Source organism: Stenomitos frigidus ULC18 (assembly GCF_003003795.1).
In the GTDB taxonomy this organism is placed as follows: Bacteria; Cyanobacteriota; Cyanobacteriia; order Leptolyngbyales; family Leptolyngbyaceae; genus Stenomitos; species Stenomitos frigidus_A.
In genome coordinates this window covers 38713-53315 of sequence record NZ_PVWK01000084.1, presented here as the reverse complement: position 1 = coordinate 53315, position 14603 = coordinate 38713, and the positions used below count along the sequence as shown (strand labels likewise).

Below are 14603 nucleotides of genomic sequence, written 5' to 3'. Positions count from 1 at the left end.
ACCTCAGTGATGGCTCAGCCACACTGAATGGGTAGACTATACTCCTGATTGTCTACCTTACTTAAAGTAAACGATCGCCCCTGAGCCACCCCCAAATTATTGGCAAATCGCTAACCATTCCTTAAAGGAGTAAGCCTCATGGAGTTGATGATTGAAGATCTGATGGAGCAGTTGATCGAAATGGGCGGCTCTGACCTGCATTTAACGGCTGGTCTACCGCCTTACTTTCGCATCAGCGGTCATTTACAGCCGATCGGCGACCAATCACTCACCGCAGAGGAATGCCAGCGGCTCATCTTCAGCATGCTCAACAACACCCAGCGTAAAAACCTGGAGCAAAACTGGGAGCTTGACTGTTCCTACGGCGTACGCGGCTTGGCTCGCTTCCGTGTCAACGTCTACAAAGATCGAGGCACCTATGCAGCTTGTCTAAGAGCACTCAGCTCAAAAATCCCCAACTTCGAGAAGCTTGGTCTACCAGATGTCGTTCGGGATATGACTGAAAAGCCCAGAGGGCTGATTCTGGTGACTGGCCCCACAGGCTCTGGTAAGACGACCACCCTGGCCGCCATGATCGACTTGATCAATCGCACCCGTGCTGAACATATTCTGACGATCGAAGACCCGATCGAGTTTGTTTATGAACCGGTCAAAAGTCTGGTTCACCAGCGACAGCTTGGTGAAGACACCAAGAGCTTTGCCAACGCTCTGAAAGCTGCTCTACGTGAAGATCCTGACATCGTGCTTGTGGGTGAGATGCGCGACTTGGAAACCATCCACCTCGCTATTTCTGCCGCTGAAACCGGGCACCTTGTCTTCGGTACCCTGCACACCAGTTCCGCCTCGCAGACCGTTGACCGGATGATTGACGTGTTTCCATCCGAGCGGCAGACGCAGGTGAGAGTCCAGTTGTCTAACTCACTGGTCGCAGTCTTCAGCCAAACGCTTGTACCCAAGAAAAACCCCAAACCAGGCGAATATGGGCGGGTGATGGCGCAGGAAATTATGATTATCACACCGGCTATTTCCAACCTGATTCGAGAAGGCAAAACGGCTCAAATCTATTCTGCGATTCAAACAGGTGGCAAAATAGGTATGCAAACCCTCGAGAAGGTTCTCGCTGATCAGTACAAAGCTGGACTGATTTCGTTTGAAGCCGCGATGTCAAAAACCTCACGCCCAGATGAGATTCAGCGGCTAATTGGCGGTGCGGCTCCTGCTGGTGCTACCAAGCGCTAGTCGATTTTCTGTTGTTTCATTGGTTGACATCTTCTTAGCAGCAGTACAATCGGGTATTGAGAGGCTGCAGTCGGAACACCAATTGCATCGTCACCACCACTACAGAGCCATCTTGCCTCACGTCTAGCGTTTCATGGGGCAAGAGGAAGAGACTCACCTTTAGCTCATTCTCCACAGCTTCTAGCATGCTATCAGTAGGCTAGAGATCTGCAGGTTTCGCGGTTCACTCCTTCTTCCATTCTGGTATCCACCATGCCTACCTTCGTTGCTCGTGTTCAAGACGTAAAAGGGAACGCCAAGAAAGAAAAAATCGTTGCCGACACCATCAGCGATGCGCGTACCGCCCTGCGGGAACGGGGCCTCTTTATTCAAGACCTAAAACAGGATGAAGGGCTGTCTTTGAACTTCGACATGAAGAAGTTTCAAACGTCGATGGCAAAGGTGACAGTTAAAGATAAAGCCGTGTTCTCGCGACAGTTTGCTGTGCTGGTCAATGCGGGTGTAGCCATGGTGAGAGGGCTTGGCGTTTTATCGGAGCAATGCACTAACCCTAAATTTAAAGCAGCCTTGCTAGACATCAGTGCGGATGTGCAGCAAGGGATGAACCTCTCAGATGCCATGCGAAAGCATCCTGGCTGCTTTGACAACCTGTATGTTGCGATGATTCAGGCGGGTGAGGTCGGTGGTGTGTTGGATGAGGTGCTGAACCGTCTGGCAAAGCTGCTAGAAGATGTGGCACGCCTGCAGAACCAAATCAAGGCAGCGCTTTCCTACCCTGTCGTGGTGGGCGTCCTGGCAACCATTATCTTTGTGGCAATGACTGTGTTTCTGCTGCCGGTTTTTGCCAAAATCTTTAAGGATATTGGGGTCGAGCTGCCAGGCTTTACGTTAGCAATGATGGCAATTAGTGAATTTCTGCGTAGCCCCAGAGTGCTGATCCTCATAATCCTAATTCCGGTGTGTATCTTCGCGTACAAGCAGTACTACAAGACGCGGGTGGGACGCGAAACGATCGATCGCCTGTCATTGAAAATGCCTTTGTTTGGCGATTTGATTCAAAAAACAGCAACTGCTCGTTTTTGCCGTACGTTTGGTGCTCTCACACGATCGGGCGTGCCGATTTTAACCTGTTTAGAAATTGTGCGTGATACAGCTGGTAATCAGATTATTGCCAACGCCGTGGATGAGGCACGACGAGAAATTCAAACAGGCGGCATGATCAGCATTGCGCTTCAGAGAGAGCAGGTTTTCCCGCTCATGGCAATTCAGATGATTAGCATTGGTGAGGAAACAGGGGAAATCGATCAGATGCTGATGAAGGTGGCGGATTTTTATGAAGATGAGGTGGAGCAGGCAGTCAAAGCGCTGACCAGTATTATGGAGCCGATCATGATCCTCTTCTTGGGTGGCATGGTGGGTTCAATTTTGCTGTCGATGTATCTACCAATGTTTAAAGTCTTCGAAAAGCTGGGCTAGTTCGAGACTTTAGGCTAGTCGTCTCTCAATTCTGCATCAATGACATGACGGTCAAAGTGTGGTTTTGGCTTCTTCTGTGAGGACTTCCAACCCCTCAAAGAACTCTCATGAAACGCTAAGCTGAAGTTTCAATACGTTAACTGGAAGTATGTCTCTTCAGCGAACTCACTACGAAACGGTTTTGTCTAAGTGTTGCGACGCGCTAGGAGCGATCGCCCTACTCAAGCGCTATCGTCCTTACCTGGAGATGCTGCCCAGCATGCGTCGTCCTGACGAAAGCTTGATTACGATCCCACTGCCGATCGTCAAGTTTCGTCATTCAGCATCTCATGGCGGATCAAGCAGCACAGGCAGCGAAGCCCTCTGCTTGCCCTGCGAGCTTGCGCTTCTGATGTGCGATCCAGAATGGAAGATTAAAACAGGAGTGGAGATTTTCGTTTTTATCCACCGACCAGAGGAAGACTTCTCTGACTTACTCAACCGTTGGCGACAAACACAGGTTGTACTCAGCCGTGGCTATGAGTGGGACTTACCATTGCGGTACAAGCACATTCTGAATGAAGGGACTGACAACACTTATCCCCTTTTTGTGGTTTTCGAAGAGACCCCAGAACGCATTCAACGGGGATTAAAGGGTGCCTTTCTACCGTTTGTCATACAGCAAGCCTCCAATATTGAAACAGAAGAAGCGAGCGAGACAACAGAACCAGAGGTTTTATCAGTGGATGACGCTGATAGCTGACGTTGAATCAACTAGATCAGCGCTCGGATTGGGTCTCATGATCAGAGGCTGCCTCAGTAGTGGGCAGATAAGAGTTAACATCACCAAACGTTTCGGGCCACGGCTGAGTAGAGGGCGCGATCGGTGAATCAGCATCAGCACTGAGCCGGGGTGACACTGCATCAAGGTTCGGCATGACTGGTACTGGTGTAAAGGCAACATTGCCTAAACTTTGTAACGCTTGTAAGGCTTCTGTAGACGATTGATAGCGCTTTCTGAAATCGTAGCGCACCATCCTGCTGAGCACTTCTGCCAGAGCATAGCTGACCTGTGCGCGGTGCCTCCAGGGGATCTCGCCAGTATTTTTATCCTGGGTGAGTTGGCTGGGTGACAAACCGGTCAATGCCTGAATACCGGTCATGCCAACCGCATAAACGTCACTATTAAAACGGGGATTACCTGCGCACTGCTCGTTCGGCATATAGCCCTGAGTACCGATGCCGACCGTAAAGCCAGTGTGCCTGTCATCTTCGGTTAGCTGGCTGATTTCTTTAACCGCTCCAAAGTCAATCAAGACGAGTTTGCCATCGGAGCGACGCCGGATAATGTTGCTCGGTTTGATGTCGCGATGAATTACATGATGACTGTGAACAAACTCCAGGACCGTCAGCAATTCCTGCAAGATAGCCACTACGCTAAATTCAGGCACTTGTTTGCCGAGCGATAGTTCACTGCTAAGCGGTTGTCCGGGAATAAATTCTTGAACAAGATAGAACTCTTGATCTTCCTCGAAATAGGCCAGCAGTTGCGGAATTTGCTCGTGCGTGCCTAGTTTTTCGAGCGTTTCTGCCTCTTGCTGAAACAGCCGCCGCGCTAGTTGAAAGAGTTTAGGGTTGTTGGTATTGGGGCGAAGCTGTTTCACAACGCAGGTTGGGCTACCTGGTCGCTGCGTATCTTCAGCGATGTACGTTTCGCCGAAGCCACCGGAACCAAGCACTTTTCTGATGGTATATCGCCCCATCAACCGTTTCCCAACCATCTCTTGCTCCCGATATTCCGGCAGCAGATCCCTCAAGTCCTCTTGCTCACTTCTGTTAATAATTTCTTGAATTAACGGTGAGCCAGCATAGTCTTTGAACGTGCGGCGAAGCTTGAATTTTTCACTGGCAATGCCAATAAATAAAGAGGCGATCCCGCTGAGCGCGATCGCACTCATAGGCACAGCACTGGGTAGGATCAGCCGCTGTTGAGTAAACACGACGTAAGTAAAGCCGCCCCAAAGGAAGACTAAGCCGATCGCAGCTGCAAAACGCCGTAACGTTCGCTTTGAACGACTCTGAAGAAAGCCTGCTGCCAACACAACCACGAAAACGAAGGCTCCCTGAAGCGGGGTGTTGGTGATGCCATCAGCGATCGATTTATTGTCTAGAAGCGTGGCGATCGCATTTGCGTTCACTTCTACCCCCGACATTGCTTGAGGGTAGAGGATGCTCTTCGAGAAGGGGGCGGAGTGGAAGTCTTGCGATAGCCCGAAGGTGGGACCAATCAGAACAATTTTGTCCTTAAACGTGCCACGCTTCGCCTGCAGATCCCAACTGGCTGGATCAAGCACTTGCCAAAAGGGTATTTGCTCAAACGTACCCGCAGGACCGTAAAAAAAGATGTTCTCACCATGTGGTGCGGGATACATCTGCTGAGAGGATCGCATCGCTGCTTCTGCGAAGGAAGGCATCATCGTTTGGGAACCAATCAACCATTCTTCAGGTGGCTTTGAAGGGTTTGTTTGAGCGATCTGTTTCGCGTAGAGGTTACCTAGTGCATGAATCCGGCCGTTTGGTGCGATCGGATAGTTAATTAAGCCCACGGACATTGGCTTGGTTTGAAACAGCTCATGCGGCCCCAGTAACTGCGTCAGGATGCCTTGAGTGGTATTGGTATCCTCGTATTTAGCTGCCAGCGTGACACGCCCTGCATGTCGCTGTAACGCTTGCTGTAACGCACGATCGCTATCCGAATCGCTGCTAGGAGAATCAAAAATTAAATCGGTCGCCACTGATCGGGCGCCTGCTGCCATCAACCGATCAATTGCACGTGCGTAGGCAACCCGCTTCCAAGGCCATTCATGCAATGGTTCTAAAAAGGCATATTTTTGCGGATCGCCGATGTAAACGTCCTTCCCCTGCGTAATAGAATCTTCATCGATCGCCAGGATCACAATATCCTTGGGCGGTGCAACCCGACCACGCAGTTCAAAAAAGAAGGTCTGCACCTGACGCTCTAGCAATTGGCTCAGATCCGACTGGCTGGCAGTGAGGAGTGCGGCAGTAACCGCCACTGCCCCCACTACGAGATGACCAAAACTAGACGATTTTGGAACATGTAGGCGCGACTTCAACGTGTTCGTCAGGCGCTTAGTGGTAGAAGGAGTCTTGACAGTCAGCGGCTCTGTTTGGGGTAGCGGATTTTTAGCCATCTTCAGGTTTACTTAAGGGACTTTCAATCAACGCACCCGACTGATGAATGTATGAGACAGACTTTACCTACGACTTATCTTAAGCGATTGCAGAGTTAGGAGGACTACCTCATGTCTAAAAAGCACCCAGCTTTTGGGCACAGCTCGGTATCTAAAAGGGAAGATAGAACGTACGACCCGGTCGAGCAGAAACTGGATATCTGGACATATATTATCTGGACATAGATAAGGAGGCTCAAACGTTATCTTCTCGTGAAGAAACTCAGTTTCCATGTTTGGCCTCTTTAATCTTCTTAATGTTTCCTAGTATAGTGATGTAGATCTTGACTGCTGCTCTTCGTCACACGTGTTGCATGACGTTTGCTCTGTTGACTTAACCCAGATTTGCGCATGGATGAACGGGTACAAAAGCTACTGTCCCAATGGGGAATTGCCTCGCGACGCCAAGCGGAGCAGATGATTCTTGCTGGACGGGTGCAACTCAATGGCACGATCGCTCAGCTTGGGCAGAAAGCGAATCCTGCGATTGATCATATTGCGGTTGATGGCGTCTTCATACAACCAGCCCAGCGCCCTACGTCCACTTATCTTCTACTCAATAAGCCTGCTGGCGTACTTTCCACATGTACCGATCCCTGGCAGCGTCCAACCGTCCTCGATCTGCTGCCAGCCTCACTCAAAGAAAGACATGGAATGCATCCAGTCGGTCGTTTGGATGCTGATTCTACAGGAGCGCTCTTGCTAACCAATGATGGAGCCTTGACCTTTTATCTCACTCACCCCCGCCATCACATCCCCAAAACATATGAGGTTTGGGTTGAAGGCTATCCTTCTGCATCGGTCTTACAACAGTGGCAGCAAGGGGTCATGCTGTCTGGTTGTCTTACATTACCGACTAAAGTCTCTGTGTTAGAGCAGTCTCCACATCGTAAAACGTTGCTGAAGGTTATTCTGACTGAGGGCAGAAATCGTCAAATTCGTCGTGTTGCTGAACAATTAGGGCATCCTGTGCTGCAGTTGCATCGTACAGCGATCGGGTCGATTCAACTCGAAGCCCGAGGCGCAGCCATCTTACCGAGTGGTCAATATCGCCCATTGAAAGATTTAGAGATCAGTTTCTTGAACGCTCAACTTGACCTACCATCAAGTAGGGAGCCTGTGACGCGCGAGGAGTACAGCCGATGACTAACCAGATGGTTCAAATCAATCCAGAGCAGGCAATAAGGCTCAAAGAACTGGGCTACCAATTGCAACAGTTTCGCCAAAAGCAGCGGATTTCGCTGGATGTGGTTGCGAAAAAAACGTTAATTCCAGTGCGTCTGCTCGCCGCGATCGAAACTGGAAACATAGAGCAATTACCGGAACCTGTTTACGTACAGGGCTTCATCCGTCGTTATGCTGACGCGATCGGCATCGATGGCATCGAATTGGCGAATGCGTTTCCGGCTCAGACAGACTTGAGATTGCCTAAAGCTTCGTGGCGAGGGACGGTTCAGGCACAACTGCGACCACTACATCTTTATTTGATCTACATGGTGCTGGTGATTAGCGCAGTGAGTGGACTGTCTTATCTGCTGAATCGCTCCTCAACCCCACAAATGCCAGCGGCTCAAGTACCACAGTCGCCAGGGCAACCTAATGTAGCCAACTCTCCAGCAGTACCACTCGGCCCACAAAACGGACTGCCGATCGCGCAACCCAGTGCTCTCCCCTCACCGCTTAGTTTGCCTTCGCAAACAGCTACTGCCCTTTCGCAAAAGTCTGTTCGCGTTGGCGTGATGATGACCGCTCAATCTTGGGTACGCATCGTGGTAGATGGTAAGACTGAGTTTGAAGGCGTGTTACCCGAAGGCACGAATCGCGCTTGGGAAGCGAATAAACAGTTAATCTTACGCGCTGGAAACGCTGGTGGGATTATGGTTAGTCTTAACGATGGCGCTGCAAAACGGCTAGGTGAACCGGGTGCTGTTGAAGAAGTCACTTTTGGGACTGATGCCAAAGCAGCACAATTGCAAGCATCGCCAGCTGAGACGTTAACAGCATCAAGTTCGAGTGCGTTTTAAGACAGCTGTTGGGGCGATCGTTGAGTCAGCCACTGTTCGCCGAGTTAAGCACCTTTCGGTGCTCAGCCTTGAAAGAGATTGAACAGTGAAAGGGATTGAACAGTGAGCATCAGGTTTCAATTTCGCTCGATTGACTACTGATTAGAGCACTAAACGAAATTGCATCGTCCAGCACTGATACTGTCAAAGTGGGAGCATCAGCACCCATCTGAAGAGGCAGCCATTACAAAGCCCAGACCTGATCGGCCTGGGCTTTGTATGTTATTTACCAGCAATTTTATAGTGTGCTTACTGGCGGATTTTATAGTAGCGACAAACAAACATTAATACCTTTTAGATTAGAGGCTGACTTAGAAAAAAACCAGAAATTTTAACTTTCTCTATGTTTGTTTGCATTTCTCAATAAACTTGAGGTTCGCAATACTTTAACCCTCTTTAATCACTCTAGGCAGATGAAAAGATGAAAGCTATGCTGTGTAGCAGTTTCGCTCCTCTGATACTTATTGACAGGCTTATTGAAAAAGAGGCACTAGGCAGGGCTTTTAGAATTCACTCCAGCGAAAGTGACAGAAGAGGGTTAAGCACCACACGTTAAAAGGAGTTTCTTGAGAGTTTGATTGTGTTCCTTACATGCTAAGAACGCGCGGACATTCAGGCAGCTCTCATATTAGCCAGTTATCATCAAGGAAAGTAAAGCTGTTGATCAGAAATCGGAGTCAAAACTCATGGCAATCTTTGGACTTGGTAAAAAGCTCAGCCTCCCCACACCTGAAGAAGCGCTGCCAGGACGAACAGAGCCGCTTCCCGTACCGGCAAAGCACTTTGTTAATGGTAATCAGTTAAAGCCCCCCTACCCTGCTGGTTTTGAAGTGGCAGTGTTTGGCTTGGGCTGCTTTTGGGGCGCGGAACGCAAATTTTGGCAGCAAGACGGCGTTTTTTCCACAGCTGTTGGTTACGCAGCTGGAAGCACACCGAACCCAACCTATCAGGAAGTCTGTTCTGGCAGAACGGGGCACAATGAGGTTGTGCAGGTTGTGTTTGACCCTAAAGTGATCAGCTACGAAACGCTACTCAAAGTTTTTTGGGAAAGCCACAACCCGACTCAAGGGATGAAGCAAGGCAATGACACGGGTACTCAGTATCGTTCTGGGATTTACGTGTATTCTGACGCGCAACGAAAGCTGGCAGAGGCATCACGTGTGGCTTATCAACAAGCGCTAAACGCCTCCGGCTATGGTGAGATCACGACTGAAATCGTTGATGCGCCCGAATTTTATTACGCCGAAGGCTACCACCAGCAGTATCTTGCCAAGAATCCGAATGGCTATTGTGGTTTAGGTGGCACTAATGTCGCCTGTCCGATCGGTGTGGCAACCGTTTAGGGAAAAAATAGGGGCGCAAGACCTTGCACTCCTACACGAGACGGTCAGGTCGTTGTTTATGCTTTAACGTTGACCCAAACTCGCATTGTTTTCAGCGTGAGCGGACCGTATTGAGTGGCTAAGGCGACATCAGTGGCGTCGCGTCCATAGGCGATGGCAATACGGTTCCCGCGTGGCTCTGTCTGCGTTGCGTCGAAGGTAAACCAGCGATCGCCGATATAGGCTTCAAACCAGGCATGTAAATCCATGGGGTCAAGCTGGTAGAGGTAGCCGACCACCATGCGTGCTGGGATACTGAAACTGCGGCAGAGTGCAATACCTAAATGAGCAAAATCGCGACAAACGCCAATTTTCTTGGCCGCAGTTTCAGCGGCTGATGTAGATGCGTCACTGGTGCCGTATTGGTACGTCACATTGGTGTGAATCCAGTGGCGAATCGCTTCAACTTGCTCATAGCCCGGTGCCCGATCGCCCACAATCTCACTGGCTAGCTCGCCGAGGCGATCGGCTTCGCAGTAGCGGCTGGGCAACAAAAACTGTAGCACATTTTCGGGTAGATCTTGAACGGGGACATAGGGAGCGGCTGGCTCGACATCGATCGTGTCAGCGGTTTCAACACAGGCCGTTGTGTAGACGCGAAAGTGGCCTTGGGGCGTCACCAGGCGCTGACACAAATTGCCATAGCTGTCGGTATATTCAACCACTGGAGTCGTCGGCTCTAATGTATATTCCTCACGCAAAACCCATTGCCCTGAACCACTGCGAGGCCGCAACATCAAAATCAATGGCGTTGGTGCCGTTGCCTCAAAAACGAGTTCACAGCCAGCCTCTAGTCGCATCAAGCCCTCCTTCTACCACCATTTGCGATTATCCCAAAACCATCGTCGTTGTTTACGGCAAGGCTCTGCAAGCGGTCGTCCACGGAGTAGTGCCCAGGTGAAGGCATCAACGACACCGTCTGTTCTGAGTTTGTGCTGCTGCTGAAAGTCAATCGTGTATACCTGTGTTTGAGGGCAAAAGATGCCGCTGCGATCGATCGCATACCCATTCACCCGCAGCAACCCTTGCAGTTCCGCCACATCCGCTCCCGTATGTCCCCGTCTGAGCAAGCGGCTTCCAGGTTGAATGGCTGTCTTCAACACGGTCCATGTTCTGGGCCCAACACAGCCATCAATCCGTAAGCCATGCTGCCGTTGCAGCGTTTTGACAGCGGCCTCTGTTAAGTAACCAAAATTGCCATCTACTCTCAGCTTAGAAAAGCCGTGCGCAATTAACAATTCCTGCAACTCAGCTACGGCTGGGCTAATATCCCACGGACGCACTGTCGGACCAATCAATGCTGCACTGATACCTGTGTGTGCAGCCCACAAATGAGGTTCCACAACCGATTTCTCCTGCTTCATACCTCGACAAGCGGCCTGGTTTGCTCACGTTTCAAGTTTGCTGCTTCATAGCCACTGACTAGAGTTCAAGACATTGGGTTAAAAGGGTGTATGGACGTTGCCTCCTGCACCCTGACGTAACCCATAGGACTCTTTCTCTATCTCATACCCTATCAAGGTTTCGCTATGCGGACAGCAATGTTAACGACAAAGGTTTAGACTAATGGGCAGCGATCAATCATGGATGACCTTCTTCAGTGGGTAATCAGTGGGTAGTAGGTTCGTACCGTACTGCTGCAAAAATATGCTCAAAGATTTTGGCATAAGGCATGAGCATGGGAAGATACCAGCCATGAGCAATCATTTCATCAATGACTGGCAGAAGCGCTATGAGCCCAATTTACTTTGGCGATCGTGGCTTCATGATGTTGAAGGTTTATCACTATTTCACTCAAGCGGTGACGCTTTGATGAAGGATCAAGTGTATGTTCGATCGCAATCAGCATCTTAGTGCTCAAGGGCTTAGTTCGATGAAAAAGTTAGTGAGAGGGTTACGAGAGTTTCGTGAGACTTACTTCTCGACCCACCGTGAGTTATTTGAGCAGCTTTCACACAAGCAAAAGCCAAGAGTCTTGTTCATCACCTGTTCAGACTCCCGTATTGATCCCACTCTCATCACTCAGGCTGAGCCCGGTGAGCTGTTTGTCATTCGCAACGCTGGCAATATTATTCCACCCTTTGGCGCGACGAATGGCGGCGAGGGGGCAACTGTTGAGTATGCGATTCATGCGCTCGGTGTTGAGCAAATCGTGGTCTGCGGTCATTCTCACTGCGGTGCCATGAAAGGGTTGCTACAACTGGGCAAATTGGAAGAAGAGATGCCACTTGTTTATGACTGGCTGCGACACGCTGAGGCAACACGTCGGTTAGTCAAAGAAAACTATGAGGAGTATGAAGGCGAGGAACTGCTGGAGATTACGATCGCCGAAAACGTTTTAACGCAAATCGAAAATCTTCAGACCTATCCTGTCATTCACTCCAGGCTCTATCAGGGACGACTGAAGATCTACGGTTGGGTGTACCACATCGAAACGGGCGAAGTCTTTGCATACGACGCCACCGATCATCACTATGTCTCTCTCCCGCAAATTTTTGGGGACGATCAAGAAGCGTCGGGTTCAAGCAACGGTGGCTTTCCGTCACCAGTCGCCTGCGAACTACCGCAGCGTTTTAATGGTGCTGCAGCCAGTAAGAATGGGCCGCGGAATCAGCCGCGGCAGCAAAATCAACCGCGGCAGCAAAATCAGCCACAGGTTGGTCAGGAGGGTAGTGTGCAGGAATGGGGAGCCCAAGAACTGGCGGCAGAATTTCGGTTATCCCCTGAGCAGGCAGAACGCATCTACAGGGGGTCAAAGGGGCGATGAGCGCGATCGCGTCTCGGTATCACTGGGTCACGAACGAATGGACAAGAGCACGTTAATCTTGAGGCAGGGCAGCTTACCTGCCGTCTACTGAAGCGCATCGAACGTTTTAGGTGATTTCCGGCGAAAATTGTACCCCTGTGGGGGCGCAAAGTCTTGCACTCCTACGTAAGATGGACAAGTTGCTGGTAATTTATTTTCTGGAAAGTTTCTTCGACGATCAAGAATCCAGATCGAGCCCCGCTTCATTCATTGCACAACCAAGGAGAGTGGCATGACTGTTTTTAACTGGCGCAGAGGGCGATCGCACCGCTCGTCCTGTCCTTACTAATTCTGGTTACAGGCTGTACAGCCAAAGAACCATCCCCGTTCGCTCAAGCACAGCAAGAAAGCACCCAGAAAGGTGCCCAGCCTGCAGTGGCTAAAAATGCAACCCAGGGCAGCAGTTTTAATAAGTTCTTCCCCAAGCCTGGCGAGGGCTACGAGCGAGTCTTCACGCAAGAGAAAAAAGGGTTCGCTGAAGCGAAGCTAAAAAAAGATGGCAAAGACTTAGCGATGCTGGCCATTTCGGATGCTGCAAGTGACGTGACAGGCGGCATTAGCGCCACGAAGAAGTTTGAAAAGAGCGTGACCAAGATTGCGGGCTATCCGGCTGTCGATGTGGGTACCACGCAGACCGCCGTTTTGGTCAGCGATCGCTATCAGGTCAAAGTCCTATCCCGCAGCCCGGCTTTTTCCAAGACCGATCGCCAAGCCTGGATTCAGCGGTTTGACCTCGCTGGGCTGTCGAAATTGAAGAAGTAAGCAACCTTTTACCCCATACCGCTCTGTTTTTGAACAACCCTACTTTTAACTTATGAGCAAATCCATTTTTGAGCTGGTCGATGAGCTACCCACTGGTGGCCTTACCGTCATGGCGTTACGATCGCTCGATTTCGCAGTGCCAGGTCAATGGCAGAACCTGACTGGCTTTACAAACACTATTCGTGAAGTGACTGGCGAAACGGATGAGGCCCTGGTGCAGCAAATCGGTGAGCGTGCTGTCTATCTGTTTAACGATAAGTCTCAGGGCTATCAGCGTGCGCTTTGGCTGTATCAAACGGTAGACAGCGCTTCCGGTGCGCTGGGAGCCGCAGCAATGGCAAACAAAGTGGGTCAAGATATCTCTTTCCTCGGCTTTTTGGGCAATCTGACCCCCAAGCCGGAGAAAGCACAAAGTATTGACCTGACTGTTAAGCTCGTCGTCGAGCTGGTTGCGTTCTGCCAGATTAACGGCATTCCGGGCGACAGCATCGGCGACTTTTTGGCAGCCCTGGGCGATTACGGTGGCGAGTCTTTAATACGTATGGCGGCTTTAGTTTGTTTCGATGGCTTGATTCCGCTGGGGCCTGACTTCATTCTGAAAGGGCTATCGACTATTCAAAGCACCTCGCCAAAGGAACTGGAGCACAACCAGACGTTCAAGGGTGTGAGCGACCTCATTCCCGGTGGTGACTCGGCTGGGAAGCTAGGCTTCATCAACCAAAGCTTCGATTCAGTCAAAGGCTGGATGGGTGACTTTGTCTCCTCTCGTGGTCTGACTCAAGACAATGTCCTTGAGAACCTGACCAAATTTGTTGAAGTTTCGAAAGACAAGCTCGATTATGTGGGCGCATTCCTGGATATTTCAGTGAATTACTACACCCACACGGGTACTCAGACACTCGCTCGACGTCTGATTGAACGTGCTGTAGCGGAAATTTAGACTCTGATTAGACGATCGCCGCTTGTGATTATTTCCACGCTTTTATAAAAACATACGGCGTTTGTTCTTACCGGTTCCTGGCGTCAGCATTGCTGGTGCCGGGATTTTTTTCATGCGCTCTTTCCAAACGTATGTAGTTATTTTTTAATAAGCGCTTACTGCAATTTACTATTCCGACTCAAAGGGGCTGTAAAGAAATAACGTCATGGACTGTAGCGGTCAGCCATTAGAGGAAAGCTGATAGCTGATAGCTGATAGCTAAAAACGTATGCAGTTATTTTTTAACAAGTGCTTACTGCAATTTACTATTCCGACTCAAAGGATCGTCTCTACCTGAATCGTCTCTACCTGAATATAGAGTCAGCAATAGCAAAAGATACTTCGCCTGATAGGGGAAAGTCAAAGCTTTGTTTCCTAGTGTTGAAAAGTGTTCACAGAAAAGAAAGTGTTCACAGAAAAGAATTCAAGTCGATGTTGCAGAAATGCAAGTAGAGAGAAACAAATGCCAAGACTTGTTGGAAAGCCGTCTCACGCTGGTGAAAACGTTGCCGCTTTAATCCTTTTAGCCGCGATCGTAGGCGTTGCTCTGGAATACATGGGCGTGATCAATGTGGTGCCTGGTTTTGGTCGCGACAGCTACGACCCAATGCAAAGTCAAGTAACGAACGAACATATCGTCGCTCACGGCGATCGCTAAGACGA

Annotated in this window: 13 protein-coding genes; 10 read left to right on the top strand and 3 right to left on the bottom strand. The window is 49.9% G+C overall.

Going from position 1 to position 14603, the window contains the following annotated elements:
• The first annotated feature begins 138 nt into the window (after window positions 1-138).
• From C7B82_RS15420 to C7B82_RS15410, 3 genes are all read left to right on the top strand, one after another.
• Window positions 139-1239 carry a type IV pilus twitching motility protein PilT gene (locus C7B82_RS15420; protein ID WP_106257180.1) on the top strand — a complete coding sequence of 367 codons (1101 nt, stop codon included), beginning with the start codon at window positions 139-141 and terminating at the stop codon, window positions 1237-1239.
• Window positions 1240-1491: 252 nt separating this feature from the next.
• Window positions 1492-2715, top strand: coding sequence for a type II secretion system F family protein (locus tag C7B82_RS15415; protein ID WP_106257179.1), 1224 nt, complete (start codon window positions 1492-1494; stop codon window positions 2713-2715).
• Between the two features lie 148 nt (window positions 2716-2863).
• Complete coding sequence (locus C7B82_RS15410; RefSeq protein WP_106257178.1) at window positions 2864-3457, top strand: hypothetical protein; 594 nt, start codon at window positions 2864-2866, stop codon at window positions 3455-3457.
• Window positions 3458-3473: 16 nt separating this feature from the next.
• Here C7B82_RS15410 and C7B82_RS15405 read toward each other — a convergent pair whose 3' ends face one another.
• Entirely contained in the window at window positions 3474-5909 is a 2436-nt protein-coding gene (locus C7B82_RS15405) for a serine/threonine-protein kinase (protein ID WP_106257177.1), read from the bottom strand.
• Window positions 5910-6299: 390 nt separating this feature from the next.
• Here C7B82_RS15405 and C7B82_RS15400 point away from each other — a divergent pair, with 390 nt between their 5' ends.
• The 3 genes from C7B82_RS15400 to msrA all read left to right on the top strand — a co-directional run bounded on the left by C7B82_RS15400 (window position 6300) and on the right by msrA (window position 9354).
• Entirely contained in the window at window positions 6300-7094 is a 795-nt protein-coding gene (locus tag C7B82_RS15400; protein ID WP_106257176.1) for a pseudouridine synthase, read from the top strand.
• Window positions 7091-7972 (top strand): helix-turn-helix domain-containing protein, encoded by an 882-nt coding sequence (locus C7B82_RS15395; protein ID WP_106257175.1) that lies wholly within the window; start codon window positions 7091-7093, stop codon window positions 7970-7972. The genes C7B82_RS15400 and C7B82_RS15395 overlap by 4 nt, the downstream gene beginning before the upstream one ends.
• A 725-nt stretch (window positions 7973-8697) precedes the next feature.
• Window positions 8698-9354, top strand: a complete 657-nt coding sequence (gene msrA, locus C7B82_RS15390) for a peptide-methionine (S)-S-oxide reductase MsrA (RefSeq protein ID WP_106257174.1) — start codon at window positions 8698-8700, stop codon at window positions 9352-9354.
• 56 nt (window positions 9355-9410) lie between these two features.
• Here the strand turns inward: msrA and C7B82_RS15385 are convergent, their stop codons facing one another.
• Window positions 9411-10193: a transglutaminase domain-containing protein gene (locus C7B82_RS15385; RefSeq protein ID WP_106257173.1), complete on the bottom strand. Its 783-nt coding sequence runs from the start codon at window positions 10191-10193 to the stop codon at window positions 9411-9413.
• A 12-nt stretch (window positions 10194-10205) separates the two neighbouring features.
• Entirely contained in the window at window positions 10206-10736 is a 531-nt protein-coding gene (locus tag C7B82_RS15380) for a peptidoglycan-binding domain-containing protein (RefSeq protein WP_245939918.1), read from the bottom strand.
• Window positions 10737-11221: 485 nt separating this feature from the next.
• On the opposite strand from C7B82_RS15380, the gene C7B82_RS15375 reads away from it, so the two are divergent.
• The 4 genes from C7B82_RS15375 to C7B82_RS15360 all read left to right on the top strand — a co-directional run bounded on the left by C7B82_RS15375 (window position 11222) and on the right by C7B82_RS15360 (window position 14598).
• On the top strand, window positions 11222-12160 hold the full coding sequence (locus tag C7B82_RS15375) for a carbonic anhydrase (protein ID WP_245939917.1): 939 nt from the start codon (window positions 11222-11224) through the stop codon (window positions 12158-12160).
• Between the two features lie 414 nt (window positions 12161-12574).
• Window positions 12575-12961 carry a hypothetical protein gene (locus tag C7B82_RS15370; protein WP_245939916.1) on the top strand — a complete coding sequence of 129 codons (387 nt, stop codon included), beginning with the start codon at window positions 12575-12577 and terminating at the stop codon, window positions 12959-12961.
• 52 nt (window positions 12962-13013) lie between these two features.
• On the top strand, window positions 13014-13901 hold the full coding sequence (locus C7B82_RS15365; protein WP_106257170.1) for a hypothetical protein: 888 nt from the start codon (window positions 13014-13016) through the stop codon (window positions 13899-13901).
• Between the two features lie 502 nt (window positions 13902-14403).
• Window positions 14404-14598 carry a hypothetical protein gene (locus tag C7B82_RS15360; protein ID WP_106257169.1) on the top strand — a complete coding sequence of 65 codons (195 nt, stop codon included), beginning with the start codon at window positions 14404-14406 and terminating at the stop codon, window positions 14596-14598.
• Window positions 14599-14603: the final 5 nt, after the last annotated feature.